Annotated in this window: 12 protein-coding genes; 7 read left to right on the top strand and 5 right to left on the bottom strand. The window is 68.4% G+C overall.

The genetic code is table 11. The features are described from left to right. Positions 1-1,635, bottom strand: coding sequence for a peptide ABC transporter substrate-binding protein (locus IE177_RS02510; RefSeq protein WP_190013022.1), 1,635 nt, complete (start codon positions 1,633-1,635; stop codon positions 1-3). Between the two features lie 469 nt (positions 1,636-2,104). Between IE177_RS02510 and IE177_RS02505 the strand changes: the two genes are divergently transcribed. From IE177_RS02505 to IE177_RS02480, 6 genes are all read left to right on the top strand, one after another. Next, positions 2,105-3,133, top strand: a complete 1,029-nt coding sequence (locus IE177_RS02505) for an ABC transporter permease (protein WP_190013021.1) — start codon at positions 2,105-2,107, stop codon at positions 3,131-3,133. An 80-nt stretch (positions 3,134-3,213) separates the two neighbouring features. After that, complete coding sequence (locus IE177_RS02500; protein WP_190013020.1) at positions 3,214-4,971, top strand: ABC transporter substrate-binding protein; 1,758 nt, start codon at positions 3,214-3,216, stop codon at positions 4,969-4,971. Positions 4,972-5,068: 97 nt separating this feature from the next. Further along, entirely contained in the window at positions 5,069-6,049 is a 981-nt protein-coding gene (locus IE177_RS02495; protein WP_190013019.1) for an ABC transporter permease, read from the top strand. A 48-nt stretch (positions 6,050-6,097) separates the two neighbouring features. Continuing rightward, entirely contained in the window at positions 6,098-7,135 is a 1,038-nt protein-coding gene (locus IE177_RS02490; protein WP_190013018.1) for an ABC transporter ATP-binding protein, read from the top strand. A 25-nt stretch (positions 7,136-7,160) separates the two neighbouring features. Beyond that, complete coding sequence (locus IE177_RS02485) at positions 7,161-8,201, top strand: ABC transporter ATP-binding protein (RefSeq protein ID WP_190013017.1); 1,041 nt, start codon at positions 7,161-7,163, stop codon at positions 8,199-8,201. A gap of 262 nt (positions 8,202-8,463) precedes the next feature. After that, positions 8,464-8,943, top strand: a complete 480-nt coding sequence (locus IE177_RS02480) for a hypothetical protein (RefSeq protein ID WP_190013016.1) — start codon at positions 8,464-8,466, stop codon at positions 8,941-8,943. A gap of 41 nt (positions 8,944-8,984) precedes the next feature. Here the strand turns inward: IE177_RS02480 and IE177_RS02475 are convergent, their stop codons facing one another. The 4 genes from IE177_RS02475 to IE177_RS02460 all read right to left on the bottom strand — a co-directional run bounded on the left by IE177_RS02475 (position 8,985) and on the right by IE177_RS02460 (position 13,154). Then, complete coding sequence (locus IE177_RS02475) at positions 8,985-9,560, bottom strand: flavin reductase family protein (RefSeq protein ID WP_229815859.1); 576 nt, start codon at positions 9,558-9,560, stop codon at positions 8,985-8,987. Beyond that, complete coding sequence (locus tag IE177_RS02470) at positions 9,557-11,689, bottom strand: tetratricopeptide repeat protein (RefSeq protein ID WP_190013015.1); 2,133 nt, start codon at positions 11,687-11,689, stop codon at positions 9,557-9,559. The genes IE177_RS02475 and IE177_RS02470 overlap by 4 nt, the downstream gene beginning before the upstream one ends. Continuing rightward, a complete protein-coding gene (locus IE177_RS02465; protein ID WP_190013014.1) occupies positions 11,676-12,917 on the bottom strand; it encodes a hypothetical protein in 1,242 nt (413 codons plus the stop codon). Before IE177_RS02465 ends, IE177_RS02470 begins: the two co-directional genes overlap by 14 nt. A 75-nt stretch (positions 12,918-12,992) precedes the next feature. Then, positions 12,993-13,154: a hypothetical protein gene (locus IE177_RS02460; RefSeq protein ID WP_190013013.1), complete on the bottom strand. Its 162-nt coding sequence runs from the start codon at positions 13,152-13,154 to the stop codon at positions 12,993-12,995. Between the two features lie 455 nt (positions 13,155-13,609). Here IE177_RS02460 and IE177_RS02455 point away from each other — a divergent pair, with 455 nt between their 5' ends. Further along, positions 13,610-13,969 (top strand): transposase, encoded by a 360-nt coding sequence (locus tag IE177_RS02455; protein ID WP_190013012.1) that lies wholly within the window; start codon positions 13,610-13,612, stop codon positions 13,967-13,969. Positions 13,970-14,208 lie beyond the last annotated feature (239 nt).

Raw genomic sequence — 14,208 nt, 5'->3', positions numbered from 1 at the left:
TCAGCCGACCTTGATCTCGTTGTACACGGGGACGCTGAACGGGTTGAGCGCCACGTGGGACAGCCGCTCGGAGTAGCCCGCGCTGCCGTTCTGGTACCAGAGCGGAATGGCTGCCATCTTGTCGCGGACCACCTCCTCGGCCTTCTGGAAGGTGGAGACCGCCTTGGCCGGGTCGGTCTGGGCGTTGGCCTGGTCGACGAGATCGTCGAAGTCCGGGTCGGACCACTTGCCGTCGTTGGAGGAGGCGTTCGTGTAGTAGAGCGGCTGCAGGAAGTTCTGGATGAGCGGGTAGTCCATCTGCCAGCCGGCCCGGAAGGGGCCGCGCAACTCGTGCTGCCCGATCCGGTTGCGGTAGTCGGCGAAGGTGCCGACCGGGTTGCCCACGCAGGCCCTGCTGTCGCCGAGGGCGTTGTTGATGGAGTTGCACACGGCGTCCACCCACTCCCGGTGCGAGCCCGTGTCGGCGTTGTAGGTGATCCTGACCTGGCCGCCGGGGATGCCGCCGCCCTCCTTGACCAGCTTCTTGGCCCGGGCGGGGTCGTACTGGCAGGCCGGGCCGCACAGGCCCGCCTTGAAGCCGCCGGCCGTGCCGAGGACGGGTGAGGTCCAGTCGGTGGCCGGGGTCCGGGTCCGGTCGAAGATCCGCTCGGTGATCTGCTCGCGGTTGATCGCCATGGACAGGCCGGTGCGGACCTTCTCCGCCCCCGGCTTGTTCCACGCCTTGTCGTAGTACGGGAAGGCGAGGGTCTGGATGATGCCGGCGGGCGTGTTGATGTAGCGGTCGCCCAGGTCGCTCCTGACGTTCTTCAGCTGGGCCGCGGGGATGTCGTCGGCGAGGTCGAGGTTGCCGGCCATCAGGTCGGTGTAGGCGGTGTTGTTGTCGGTGTAGACCTTGAGGGTCACGCCGCCGTTCTGCGCCTTGTCCGCGCCGGGGTAGGCGTCCCACTTCCTCAGGTTCATCTGCGAGCCCCTGGTGTAGGACTCGACGGCGTAGGGGCCGTTGCCGACGGGCCGCTTCAGCCAGGCCGCGTGGTCGGTGTAGAAGATGCGGGGCAGCGGGGCGAAGGCGGCGTAGCCGAGGGTGTCGGGGAAGCCGGAGAACTTCTGGTTGAGCCTGACGGTGAAGGTGTGGTCGTCCACCACCTTCAGCCCGGACAGGGTGTCGGCGCTCTGTGCGCCGCCGGCGGGGTGGACCTTGTCGTACCCGTCGATGTAGCCGAAGAAGTAGGCGTTCTTCTGGTTGTTGCGCAGGCTCGCCCCGTAGTTCCAGGCGTCGACGAAGGACCGGGCGGTCACCTTCTCGCCGTTCGAGAAGGTCCAGCCGTCCTTGACCCTGACGGTGAAGTTCTGCGAGTCCTTGGTGTCGATCGACCGGGCGAGCCAGTCCTGGGCCTTGCCGGTCCTCGGGTCGTACTTCTTCAGGCCCCGGAAGATCATGTCGAGGACCTTGCCGCCCTGCACCTCGTTGGTGTTGGCCGGCTCCAGGGGGTTCTGCGGGTCGCCCCAGGAGGAGCTGAGCACTCCGTCGCCGCTGCCGCCGCCGTAGCCGCCGCCCGAGCCGCCCCCGCAGCCCGTGGCCGCGAGTGCCACCACCACCGCGCCGGCGGCCCATCGGGCGTGTGTGACTCCACCCATGGCGTGTCTCCTCCGTGAGCGCTGATCCAGTACCGGTCATATCGACCCATACCGCGCGCGAAGCACGCACACCGTCCGATCGGGGGGCCATTGGAGGGAGAGGTCACCCAAACGGAGGCGGTCCCCGTGGAGGCACCTCCGTGATCTTGCGCGACGAGTGCAATAGATCTTCGGACAACGATGCCGAAACGTTGGATTGAGACGTCCTGATGTACGCATTCCGACACACCACCGTCCGCATATCGAACTCGTTGCCCGATTGGTCCGGTTAGTCCGATGTGAAGCACGGATTGATTACAGCGCACTACCCGCGTAGCTACGGAATGGTCAAGTACGAGCAAAGAAGGTAAAGACGCAACCAAGGCGGCCGAGAATTTATTGACCTTGAATGAATTGCGTTGAAAAAGTCCGGCGTAGCCCGTAGGGGAGTGCCCTGCGGAGTCATCAGACCCCTTGGGCCAGGAGCACCATGACCCTCCCAACTCCATCTGCGGCCGTCCCCCTTGAGGTGACCGACGAGTCCGTCGTGAAGTCGACCACTTCCGGCGACCCGAAGGGCAGCGAGGGGCGCTCCCCCGGGCGACTGGCCTGGAAGCGCTTCAAGCGTGACCGGACGGGCGTCATATCGGCGTGCATCGTGATCTTCTTCTTCGTGATCGGGCTCGCGGCACCGCTCATAGCCAAGCTGTACGGCAAGGACCCGTACACCACCTACGCGAGCGACCGCCCAGACCTGCTCGACGCGTTCGCGTACCCCGCCGGTCCCAACGGCGGCATGAGCTCCGAGTTCTGGTTCGGCATCGAGCCCCAGCTCGGCCGGGACGTGTTCACGTTCCTGCTGTACGCGATCCGGAACTCCCTGGGCATCGCGGCGGCGGCCACGATCCTCACCACGGTGGTCGGCGTCGTGATCGGCGTCACGGCCGGCTACCTGGGCGGCAAGACCGACTACCTCGTCGGCCGGGTCATCGACATCCTGCTCTCGTTCCCGTCCACGCTTTTCTTCATCGCCTTCATGCCGGTCGTCTACGGCATCTTCGTCAATCCGGACGACAACACCCCGACCTCGCTGATCGTCTTCTCCCTGATCGTCGTGCTGGCCGCTTTCGGCTGGGCGTCCATCGCCCGTCTGCTGCGCGGCCAGGTACTCGGCCTGCGTGAGCGCGAGTTCGTCGAGGCGGCGAAGGTCACGGGCGCGTCTCCGATGCGCATCGTGTTCAAGGAGTTGCTGCCCAACCTGTGGACTCCGATCATCATCCAGTCCACGCTGATGCTGCCGGCGTACGTGACCGCCGAGGCGGGACTGGCCTTCCTCGGTGTCGGCGTCACCGACCCCACTCCCGACTGGGGCGTGATGATCGGCCGCGGCGCCACGTTCTACACCGAGGACATCACCTTCATGCTCTTCCCGGGCCTCGCCATGGTGATCTTCGTCCTCGCCTTCAATCTGCTCGGCGACTCCGTGCGCGACGCTCTCGACCCGAAGTCGAAGCGGTAACAACGCAGTACCACCCGGCCCGGGGCGGTGACACCCGGCTGGTCCCGTCTGTTCCGATCAACCTTCTAGGCAGGCTCAGCATGTCCTTTTCTCGTAGAAACTTCCTGATCGCCACTGGTGTGGCGGCAGCCTCCACCTCGGTGCTGAGCGCCTGCAGCAGCAGCGACTCCAAGGGCTCCCGCGACAACGTGCCGTCGGTCAGCAAGTCCGAGGCCGTCAACATCCCGGTCGGCACCAAGGCCGACTCGGCGGGTCCGGCCCCCGAGGTCAAGGGCGCCGTCAAGGGCGGGACGATCTACTCGCTCGACCAGTTCGACATGGACCACATGGACCCGGCCCAGATCTACGTCTCGACCGAGGGCGCCATCACCGTCCCGATCATGCGTGGTCTGACCGGCTACAAGATCGACGACAAGGGCAACTGCACCCTCGTCGGCGACGCGGCCACCGACGCCGGCACCATGAAGAACGGCGGCAAGACCTGGTCGTTCACCCTCAAGGACGGCATCAAGTGGGAGGACGGCGCCGAGGTCTCCATGGACGACCTCCGCCACACCTTCGAGCGTCTCTTCGCGAGCTTCGTCACCGAGGGCCCGCGCTACGTGCAGCAGTGGCTGGTCGGCGGCGACAAGTACAAGGGCCCCTACAGCGGCAAGCACCTCGACTCGCTCGAGATCTCCGGCAAGACCATCACGTTCCACCTCACCGAAGCCCGCACGGACTTCAACTACACCCTCGCGATGCGCGGCTACTCCCTGGTGCCGAAGAAGCACGACACCAAGGAGAAGTACGACAAGCGCCCGTTCTCCTGCGGCCCCTACAAGATCGGTGACCGCAAGATCGGCAAGTCGCTCACCTACGTGCGCAACGAGCACTGGGACGCCGCGACGGACCCGATCCGCAACGCCTACCCGGACAAGTACGTCTTCCAGTTCGGCTTCGAGCTGATCGCCTCCACCGACCGCTACATGGCGGACAAGGGGAACGACCAGTACACGATGTCGATCTTCAACGAGGTCGCCCCGGAGCGCATCGCGCAGGTCCTCACCAACGCGAAGTACAAGGAGCGCGTCCTCACCCAGGTCGACACGGTCACCTACTACTGGCCGATCAACATGACCCGGGTCAAGGACGTCAAGGTCCGCCAGGCTATCAACTGGGCGTGGCCGCACCAGCAGCTGCAGACCATCCGCGGCGGCAAGGCCACCAGCGAGCTGGCCACCACCATCCTCAGCCCGGTGACGCCCGGTTACGAGAAGTTCGACCTCTACGGCGTGGACAAGAAGCCCGGTGGCGACCCCGCCAAGGCCAAGGCCCTGCTGAAGGAGGCCGGCAAGCTCGGCCAGAAGCTGGTCATCGCCTACCAGCACTCCGACAACGCGGTGAAGTCCGCCGTCGCGATCAAGAACGCGCTGGAGGCCGCCGGCTTCCAGGTCGTCAACAAGCAGGTCGACAAGTCGACGTTCTACACGCAGATCGGCAAGGTCGACAACGACTTCGACCTGTTCGCCGCCGGCTGGAGCCCGGACTGGCCGAACGGCTACTCGGTCTTCTACCCCTGCTGGAGCGGCAAGAACATCGGCGACGGCCGCAGCAACTACGCCCAGCTGAACGACCCGAGCGTCAACAAGGCGATCGACGCCGCCGCGAAGATCGCGGACCCGGAGGAGGCCAACAAGGCCTGGGGCAAGGTCGACCGTCAGATCATGGAGCTGGCGGCCGTGGTCCCGGACTACCACTCCATCCGCAACTGGATGCACGGCTCGAAGGTCGGCAACGTCGTGTTCGACGCCGGCAACACCTGCATCGCGCTCTGCAAGCTGTACGCCAAGAAGTAAGCGCGCACGACCCATCGGGGGCGGCCACGACCTGGCCGCCCCCTCCGGCCCACCCCCTCACCCCGGCGACGGCGCCCCGTCCGGAAAGTCACGCCCCATGTTCCGCTTCCTCGTCCGCCGACTCCTCGGCGCGCTGGTCATCTTGCTGATCATCAGCGCGGTCACGTTCTGGCTCTTCTACGCCATTCCGCGTGACCCCGCCATGATGTCCTGCGGCAAGAACTGCACGCCCGACATGCTCAAGCAGGTGCGGCACAACCTGGGCATCGACCACCCGATCCCGGTCCAGTACTGGTACTGGCTCAAGGGCATCTTCGTCGGGCGCAGCTACGGCGACTTCGGCGACTGCAGCGCGCCCTGCCTCGGCTACTCGTTCGCCAACCGCGAGCCCGTCCTCGGCACGATCCTGGACCGGCTCCCGCTGACCCTCTCGCTCGCCTTCGGTGCGGCCGTCGTCTTCCTCATCTTCGGTGTGGGCGCGGGCATGATCGCGGCCCTCAAGCAGGGCAAGTGGCAGGACAAGGTCGCCAGCTCGGCCTCGCTGCTCGGTTCCTCGCTGCAGATCTACTTCGTCGGGTACATCGCGATGTACTTCCTCGTCTTCAAGATGGGCATCCTCGACAACCCGTCGTACACGCCGATCACCGAGAGCCCTGCCGACTGGTTCTCCGGCCTGCTGCTGCCGTGGCTCGTCCTCGCCATCATCTTCACCGCGAACTACACGCGTATGTCCCGCTCGCAGCTCGTGGAGCAGCTCAGCGAGGACTACGTCCGCACGGCCCGCGCCAAGGGACTCTCGCGGAGCAACGTCTTCCTCCGCTTCGCCTGGCGCGGCGCGATGGGCCCGATCGTCACCATCTTCGGCGTCGACCTCGGCACCCTCATCGGCGGCGCGATCATCACCGAGTCCGTCTTCAGCCTCCAGGGCGTCGGCCGGCTCGCGCTCGACGCCGTGAACAAGAGCGACCTGCCCATGGTGCTCGGCGTCACCCTCCTCTCCGCCGGCGCGATCGTCGTCTTCAACATCGTCGTCGATGCCGTGTACGCCCTCATCGACCCGCGGATCCGGCTCGCCTGACCTCCGCCCCCGCCCCCTACCCCTCGCATCATCCCCAGGAGCGTCCCCGTGACGAGCACCGATCAGCAGCCGTTCCTCTCCATCAAGGACCTGAAGGTCCACTTCTCCACCGAGGACGGCATCGTCAAGGCCGTCGACGGGCTCAGCTTCGACCTGGTCAAGGGCCAGACCCTCGGCATCGTGGGTGAGTCCGGTTCCGGCAAGTCGGTGACGAACCTGACGATCCTGGGCCTGCACGACCGCGACCGCACCGCCATCGAGGGCGAGATCCTCCTCGACGGCAAGGAGCTGCTCAGCGCCTCCGAGAAGGAGCTGGAGCGGCTGCGCGGCAACAAGATGTCCATGATCTTCCAGGACGCGCTGGCCTCGCTGTCGCCGTACCACACCATCGGCACGCAGATCGGCGAGACCTACCGCAAGCACACGGGCTGCTCCAAGTCCGAGGCGCGCAAGCGCGCGATCGAGATGCTGCGCCGGGTCGGGATCCCGCAGCCGGACATGCGGGTCGACGACTACCCGCACCAGTTCTCCGGCGGTATGCGCCAGCGCGCGATGATCGCCATGGCACTGGTCTGCGACCCGGAGCTGCTGATCGCCGACGAGCCGACCACGGCGCTCGACGTGACGGTCCAGGCTCAGATCATGGACCTGCTCAAGGACCTCCAGCAGGAGTTCGGCACCGCGATCATCTTCATCACCCACGACCTCGGTGTCATCGCCGACATCGCGGACGACGTGCTGGTGATGTACGGCGGCCGGTGCGTGGAGCGCGGCACGAAGAAGGAGGTGCTGAGCGACCCCCAGCACCCCTACACCCTGGGCCTGCTCAACTCCATGCCGAGCCTGCACGGGGCGGTGGACGTGCCGCTGACGCCCATCCCCGGCTCGCCGCCCTCACTGCTCAACCCGCCGTCCGGCTGCCGCTTCCACCCGCGCTGCGCCTTCGCCGACAAGGTCGTTGGCGACCGGTGCTCCACCGAGCGCCCGCTGCTGGAGCTGGTCGAGGACCGCGGGTCCGCCTGCCACCTCACCGACGCGCAGAAGCAGGAACTCTTCGCCGACTTCGCCGCAACCCGGCACAACTGACGGACACAGACGGGACATCACGACCATGAGCAACAACCCCCTCCTGGACGTCTCCGGGCTGACGAAGCACTTTCCGATCAAGGGCGGTTTCCCGATCCGGCGGACCGTCGGCGCGGTGCAGGCCGTGGACGGGCTGGACTTCCAGGTCGCCGAGGGAGAGAGCCTGGGCCTCGTCGGCGAGTCGGGCTGCGGCAAGTCGACCACGGGCCGGCTGATCACGCGCCTTCTGGAGCCGACCGGCGGCAAGATCACCTACCGCGGTCAGGACATCACGCACGCGGGCCGCAAGCAGCTGGCGCCGATCCGCTCCGAGATCCAGATGATCTTCCAGGACCCGTACGCCTCGCTGAACCCGCGGCAGACGGTCGGCAAGATCATCTCCGGACCGATGGAGATCAACGACGTCAACCCGGCCGGCGGGCGCGAGAAGCGCGTCCGCGAGCTGCTGGAGATCGTCGGCCTGAACCCGGAGCACTACAACCGCTTCCCGCACGAGTTCTCCGGCGGTCAGCGCCAGCGCATCGGCGTCGCCCGCGCCTTGGCCCTGGAACCGAAGCTGATCGTGGCGGACGAGCCGGTCTCGGCCCTGGACGTCTCCATCCAGGCCCAGGTCGTCAACCTGCTGCAGAAGGTGCAGCAGGAGCTCGGCATCGCCTTCGTCTTCATCGCCCACGACCTGGCGATCGTGCGGCACTTCTCGCAGCGTGTCGCGGTGATGTACCTCGGCAAGATCGTCGAGATCGCGGACCGCGAGGACCTGTACGGCAACCCGCGCCACCCGTACACCCGGGCCCTGCTGTCGGCCGTGCCGGAGGCCACGGTGGACGAGGAGCCGCGTGAGCGCATCCGCCTGGTCGGCGACGTGCCCTCGCCGATCAACCCGCCCTCCGGCTGCCGCTTCCGCACCCGCTGCTGGAAGGCGACGGAGAAGTGCGCGACCGAGGCCCCGCCGCTGGTCCAGGTGGACGGCAACAAGCCCGGCCACCTGACGGCGTGCCACTATCCTGAGACCACGGAGACCATCCCGGCTCCCCGTCTCTCCAAGGACCCCGAGGCGGCGGCCTGACACACCCCTTTCCCGTCAGCCGCCCCCTTGCGGAACGGACCTTCCCGGCCCATTGACCCGAGCCCATGAACGTCCGCTCCAGGGGACGAAGGCCCGCGCTTACCCAAGCGCGGGCCTTCTTCGGTCTGCGCCGGTGAACGCGGAACCTCACAACATCAGGAGGCTCAACAGTTGCTCAGATCCCTTTACGCCACTCCTACGTCATGAACATGATTGCAACTGCCAGTGTCCGACCGAACACTGATAGTTGAGGGGAAAACTCTTGAAGCGCATACGGAATTCCGGGCTTCTCGTCGCCGTCCTGGCGCTCGTCTTCGCCATCTTCACCCCGGCCTCACCGGCCCAGGCCTATGCCCATGGCTTCTTCCAGATCATCAACAAGGACACGGGCAAGTGCCTTGAGTGGAACGGCATGAACAAGAAGATCACGCAGGAGAAGTGCAAGGCCAAGCCGGACCAGTGGTGGGAAAACATGGGGTCGAAGCTGTGCAACTACGGCTCCGCCCGCAGTGACTGGTGCCTGGGTGACGCCGGAAGGGACAAGCCCGTGTACGGCCGGCACCTCATGGACGCTCACCCGCTGTTCTTCAGCAGCCTGCAGAACCACGCCACAACCACCCTCGGCGCGCTCCAGTGCGGCACCTTCAAGGTCGTCAGCGGCAAGGTTTCGTGCGGCAAGCGCGTTCTCATCAATCACGGGCGCACCTACTCTCCGAAAATGATGTGGGTCATCAAGTACTGAGAACCGCCCACGGGGAAGAGGTACGGATCCGGTCCCGGCGGTCACCCAGGCCGTGCGCCCCCCGGTGGGAGCGGTGGGGGCGGGCCCTCGTGGTAGGCGCCGTCGGCGAACAGGAGGGTGCGGTCGGCGGTGCGGGCGTGGTGCTCGACCGCGCCGAGGAACACCAGGTGGTCGCCGGCCGGCACCACGGCGGTGCGGCGGCAGCACAGTACCGCCGCGGCGCCGGGGAGCAGCGGTTCTCCGCGGGGGCCGGGCCTCGGGGTGAGGCCCTGGAAGCGGTCGGCCGGGCCGGAGAAACGGGTGGCCAGGTCGCGCTGCCCGGCCGCCAGGACGTTGACGGCGAAGTACTCGGCGGTCGTGAACGCCTCCCGGCTCCGGGAGGAGCGCGCCAGACACCACAGGATCAGGGGCGGGTTCAGGGACACCGAGGTGAAGGAGTTGACGGTCACCCCGGTCGGTGCGTGGAGCGGCCCGCAGGTGACCACGGTGACGCCCGTCGCGTACCGGCCGAGGACCTCGCGCAGCGCTCGCGCGCCGGGACCGGCCGGTGCGGCACGCCGCTGCGTCGCACCGGGTCCGTCCCCGGCCGCCACCGCGCTCCCCGGGGCCGTCGTCACGCGGCGTCCGGGCCGCGCAGCGCGGCGAGCGCCTCGGCGATCTCCGCGTCCTCCGGGTCGAGCACGGCGGCCAGCTCCAGATCGGCGAGGGCCTCAGGCAGCCTGCCCTGCTCCTGGTGGAGGAAGGCCCGGTTGTAGCGCAGCGCGGCGTCCTTGGGGTCGAGTTCGACGGCCCGGGACAGGTCGTCGAGGGCCTCTTCGCGGCGCCCGGCCTCGTAGCGGACCGCGGCCCGCCCGGACAGGGCGCTGACCAGGGCGGGATCGGCCTCCACCGCACGGTCGTAGGCGGCTTCCGCCTCGGCCGCCGCCCCGCTCTCGGCGAGCGCCTGTCCGGCGGCGGCGTGCAGGTGGGCGTTGCCGGGGTCGAGCCGCAGCCCTGTTTGGGCGTCGGCGAGCGCGGCGACGGGGTCGCCGGCGTCGAGGTGGATGCCGGCGCGGTTGATGTAGGCGTCCACGAACTCCGGGTCCTGTTCGATGACGTAGCTGAGGTCGGCGAGCGCTCCCTCGACGTCGCCCTCGCTCAGCCGCAGGTCACCGCGGTTGTAGTAGATCTCCGGGAACGGCGGGGACAGGGTGAGGGCACGGGTGTAGTCCGCCAGGGCCTCCTCGTTCCGGCCGAGGCGGCGGAACAGGTTGCCGCGCTCCAGGTAGTGCTCGGCGTGGTTGGGGTCCTGCTCGACGACCACCGCGTAGTCGGCGAGCGCTTCGTCCAGCCGCCCGAGACCCGCGTACACCCGGGCGCGGTTGTTCCGGAGCACCGAGCGGTGCAGCCGGTGCTCCTCGGGAGTCAGCCGCCGGTCGAGGTCGTCGATGCACTCGGTGACCAGCCGCAGCGCCTCCTGGGGGTCGCCGAGGTTGACCTCCACGAGGGCGCGGCCGTTGCGGTAGAAGGCGCTCTGGAACGCGCGCTCCACCCGGTCACCGAGCAGCGAGGCGGTGGCGATCGCTCCGTTGAGGAGGGCCTTGGCCTTCTTCTCGTCCCGGTCGGCGGCGTCGTTGTGGCGCGTGTAGAGCATGGCGGTGGAGTAGGCGCACGCCATGTGCACCGCCGGGTCGGTCGACAGCAGCCGTGCCTCGTCGTAGACGGCCTCCGCCTCTTTCGTCCGGCCGAGTATGGACAGGGCGAGACCGAGCTGCACGCCGAACTTCCACCACTGTGCGGTGTCCGCGCGGCCGTCGACCAGTTCCTGGCCGCGGCGGCCGAAGTCGGCGACCGCCGTGTAGAAGCCGTTGACGAGGCAGTGGTCCGAGGCGGCCCACAGGGCGGGCACCGCTTCGGCGGCCGGCGCGCTGCCGCGTTCGAGGTGGTACGGGAGCGCGCCCAGGGTGAGCGAGAACTCCCCCGCCTCGCGCAGGTGCGCGGCCCGGCGGTCGTGGAGGGCGGCGCGCCGCGCGGCGGGCAGCGCCTCGTAGGCGGTGCGGGCGGCGTCGCCGTCCGGACCGTCGAGCACACCGTCGGCGGCGACCCAGCGCCACGCCGGGTCGTCCTGGACGGACACGGAGGCGGGGGTGGCCGCCGGGGTGGCGTCGAGGGGGCTCACCGGCACGGTCTTCGTGTGGCGGTCCAGCATGGGCGCCAGTACGCCGCCGGGGTCCGCGGGCCGCGCGCCGCACAGGACCACGGTCAGTACGCCGGGGTCGACGCGGCGCACCAGCGCGGCCAGGAACTCCTCGTCGGTCGTCTCGGCGTGCTCGACGTTCTCCACCACCAGGCGCCGGGGTCCGTCGTGGCCGAGCGCGCGCAGCGCGTCGCGGACGAACTCCACCAGCCCGTTGGCGATCCGCCGGGTGCGCAGCAGGGCGTAGAAGCGGGTGCGCTCCGCGGGCAGTGCCATGGAGGTGAGCGTCTCGCGGGAGTTGGGGACCAGGGCGGCCAGCTCCGGTGCGGCCGAGAGGAGTTCGATGTCGTGGCGCCGCACCAGGTCGGGAGCGACCGCGAGCACGTCGGGGACGAGCGCGCGGGCGATGGTTCCGGCCGCGGTGTACGGGCCGCGCAGCCTTCGGTGGCAGTCCACCGTGGGCAGGAGCGCGGGCGGCAGCGGGAGGCCGTCGACGGCTGTGGCCCGGTCGTGCTTCGTTCCGCCCTGGACGCCGAGATGGGCGAGGGGCACGGACTCAGCCTGCTGCATGTGCGGTCTCCTTCGCGGTGGTGGCCGGAGCCTTGGTGCGGCCACGTCGCCACGCGCGCAGCGCCAGGTAGGCGGCGAGGACCGGCTCCCAGAAGTTGAGGACGAGGAACGTCAGTACGTCGGCGACGTTGGCCGGGGAGAAGTCGGTGCCGAGCTTGTGCACGGCCACCTCGGTCAGGCGTATGCCCGTGGGGATTGCCGCGGTCAGCAACGTGACGGTGAGGAAGACGTAGCCGGCCGGCATCAGCCACGAGTACCAGCGCGCGACCTGCCGGTCACGTTCGCCCCACCCGCTCTCGTCCACGACGCGGCCGGGCATGCGCAGCAGCCGCATCAGGCGGTTGCGGAGCATCTGACGTGCGGTCGTCTGCAGGTCGTTGCAGCCGAGCACGGTGATGGCGAGGTAGTACAGGTCGGTGCGCAGGAAGAAGTAGAACTGCCAGACCAGCCGGAGGACGACCGCGAAGGCCATGGACAGCAGCAGCCGGCGCAGGACGCCGGTGGCGCCGCTGCCGTCCGGCAGGACCGCCGCCCCGAGGGTGAGGGCGCTGATGACCAGCACGTCCGTGATCATTCCGGCGAGCATCGGCAGGTACCGCTTGCGGCGCGGCACGGCGACCAGGCCGTCCAGGGCCGTCACGAAGACCACGTAGTAGAAGCGGCGGTTGATCGACAGCGTCGAGTTCAGGCCGAGGCGGCGCCCGGCGAGCGCGTGGGCCGCTTCGTGCAGCAGGATCCACGGCACCTGGCCGAGCACGATGCCGAGGGTGAGCAGCACCAGCGAGCTGTGCGTGAAGAACAGGTTCTGGTAGTGCGGCGCCAGATCGGGCTGCCGGACCATGGCGACGAGAGCGGCGGCCACGAGCACGCCGTAGACGGCCCATGCGGCCGGGGAGAAGACGGCGGCGCCGAGTCGCTGCCAGCGCACGGGGCCGGTGGGCGCGGCCACCTGCTCCCCGTCGCGCACCACGAGTTCCAGCTCCTCGAGGACTTCGAGGAACTCCGCCATGTCCAGCTGCTCGCCGTACTGCTCGGTGTACCAGCGTGCCGCGGCGTTCGGCGGGGTGCCGGCCTCGAGTCGGCGTAACAACTCGGCGCCGTCGGGCGGGAAGAGGCCGTAGGAGTCGATGTCGGCCCGGCCGACGGTGACTTCCTCCCCCTCCTCCAGGTAAGTCAGCGGATGCAGCCGCACGGGTCGGTCGAAGTCCGGGGACGGCGTTGTCGTCACTGCCTCACCTCACTGGTCGGCGGCCGGTTCGCGGTGCGCGCCGGGCAAGGGGGCCCGGCGCGCACCTGCCCTGGATCAGGCGGTGCCGCAGCAGTAGGTGGACGCGGCGGCGGACGTCAGACGGACGGTCCCGGCCTTGCGGACGGCGATCTTCTTCATGGCGATCTCCTCATCTTTTCGGTGGTGCACTGCGCCGCCGGAGGTCCGGACGACGTACCCGATATCTCGGGTGCTCATGGGAGAAGACGAAAAGGAATGCCAGGAAATAGCAGGATCGATTCCGACCAGGAGTCGACTCACGCAATGAACGGTAGTCGCGATAAAGGACCCGGCGACATAAGTATGAGTCACCGGTTATTTCTTTGGGGACCGCCTCGTTCACACCATCAGGATTACACCCCCCGATCAACGCTCGACAGGTTTACCTCCCTTGGTGCAGGCATGTCAACGGGTCGCGCAAGCGGTGGTGAATGCGCTCGGGAACCGTCCCGCCACCGGTTTCAAGAGGAATTGCACGTTCAGTTATCAGGCCCGCCGGCTGTGGACAGAGCGGCCGTCGTGAGGCCATAGTCGACAGGCCGGGCACGGTTTCGGCACAGCACTGCGTGAATCGCCGTCTCATGTGGTCTCACGCAAAGCACTTGGAGCCGGGAATGCGGAATGGGGAAATCCCGGTGCGGAATGGGGGGACGATGGAATACGAGCTGGCCCGACGGCTGGTGCCGGACGAGATGTGGGCCGTGGCCGAGCCGCTGCTTCCGGGCTTCACGGGACGCCGTCAAGGTGGCGGCACGGCACCGCTGAACGACCGGCGGACCTTCACGGCGGTGGTGTACGTGCTGACCTCCGGCTGCACATGGCGGCAGTTACCGCCGTGGTTCGGGGTCTCCGCCGCCACGGCGCACCGCCGTTTCGCCGCGTGGACCCGCACGTCCCTGTGGATCCGGCTGGAGGCGGCCGCGGCGGGACACGCCGACGAGCCGTGGATCAACGTCGTCGTCACCGCGGCCCTTCGGAGGGCGGCCGCGTGGGCCGCTCCGGGGCCGTCCTGACGCCACCACGTGAGACGCCGGCGATATGCCGCGAATCGGACTCACGGGCGTGGCGGCGGGCCTTCGCGCGGTCACGGAGCCACTTCTCGCCGGGACACGGAGGACACGCGTCCGGCCACCGTGAGTGACAGGCCGGGAGCACCGCGGCGGCCGGCGAGGCCTGCACGCCCGCTCGGGGAGGACACGGCGCGAGGCGTCCATGCGGCGTCAACCGATGGGGCGGCGCGCCGAGTTCGACG

It is taken from the genome of Streptomyces lucensis JCM 4490 (assembly GCF_014650035.1).
Lineage (GTDB): Bacteria > Actinomycetota > Actinomycetes > Streptomycetales > Streptomycetaceae > Streptomyces > Streptomyces lucensis.
Note: the sequence above shows the minus strand (reverse complement) of the source record. Positions and strands in the feature narration are given on the sequence as shown.

Excerpts from the sequence above, each read along its gene's own strand:
- IE177_RS02510 (WP_190013022.1), bottom strand. The coding sequence starts at position 1,635 with ATGGGTGGAGTCACACACGCCCGATGGGCCGCCGGCGCGGTGGTGGTG.
- IE177_RS02505 (WP_190013021.1), top strand. The coding sequence starts at position 2,105 with ATGACCCTCCCAACTCCATCTGCGGCCGTCCCCCTTGAGGTGACCGAC.
- IE177_RS02500 (WP_190013020.1), top strand. The coding sequence starts at position 3,214 with ATGTCCTTTTCTCGTAGAAACTTCCTGATCGCCACTGGTGTGGCGGCA.
- IE177_RS02495 (WP_190013019.1), top strand. The coding sequence starts at position 5,069 with ATGTTCCGCTTCCTCGTCCGCCGACTCCTCGGCGCGCTGGTCATCTTG.
- IE177_RS02485 (WP_190013017.1), top strand. The coding sequence starts at position 7,161 with ATGAGCAACAACCCCCTCCTGGACGTCTCCGGGCTGACGAAGCACTTT.
- IE177_RS02470 (WP_190013015.1), bottom strand. The coding sequence starts at position 11,689 with ATGCAGCAGGCTGAGTCCGTGCCCCTCGCCCATCTCGGCGTCCAGGGC.
- IE177_RS02460 (WP_190013013.1), bottom strand. The coding sequence starts at position 13,154 with ATGAGCACCCGAGATATCGGGTACGTCGTCCGGACCTCCGGCGGCGCA.
- IE177_RS02455 (WP_190013012.1), top strand. The coding sequence starts at position 13,610 with ATGGAATACGAGCTGGCCCGACGGCTGGTGCCGGACGAGATGTGGGCC.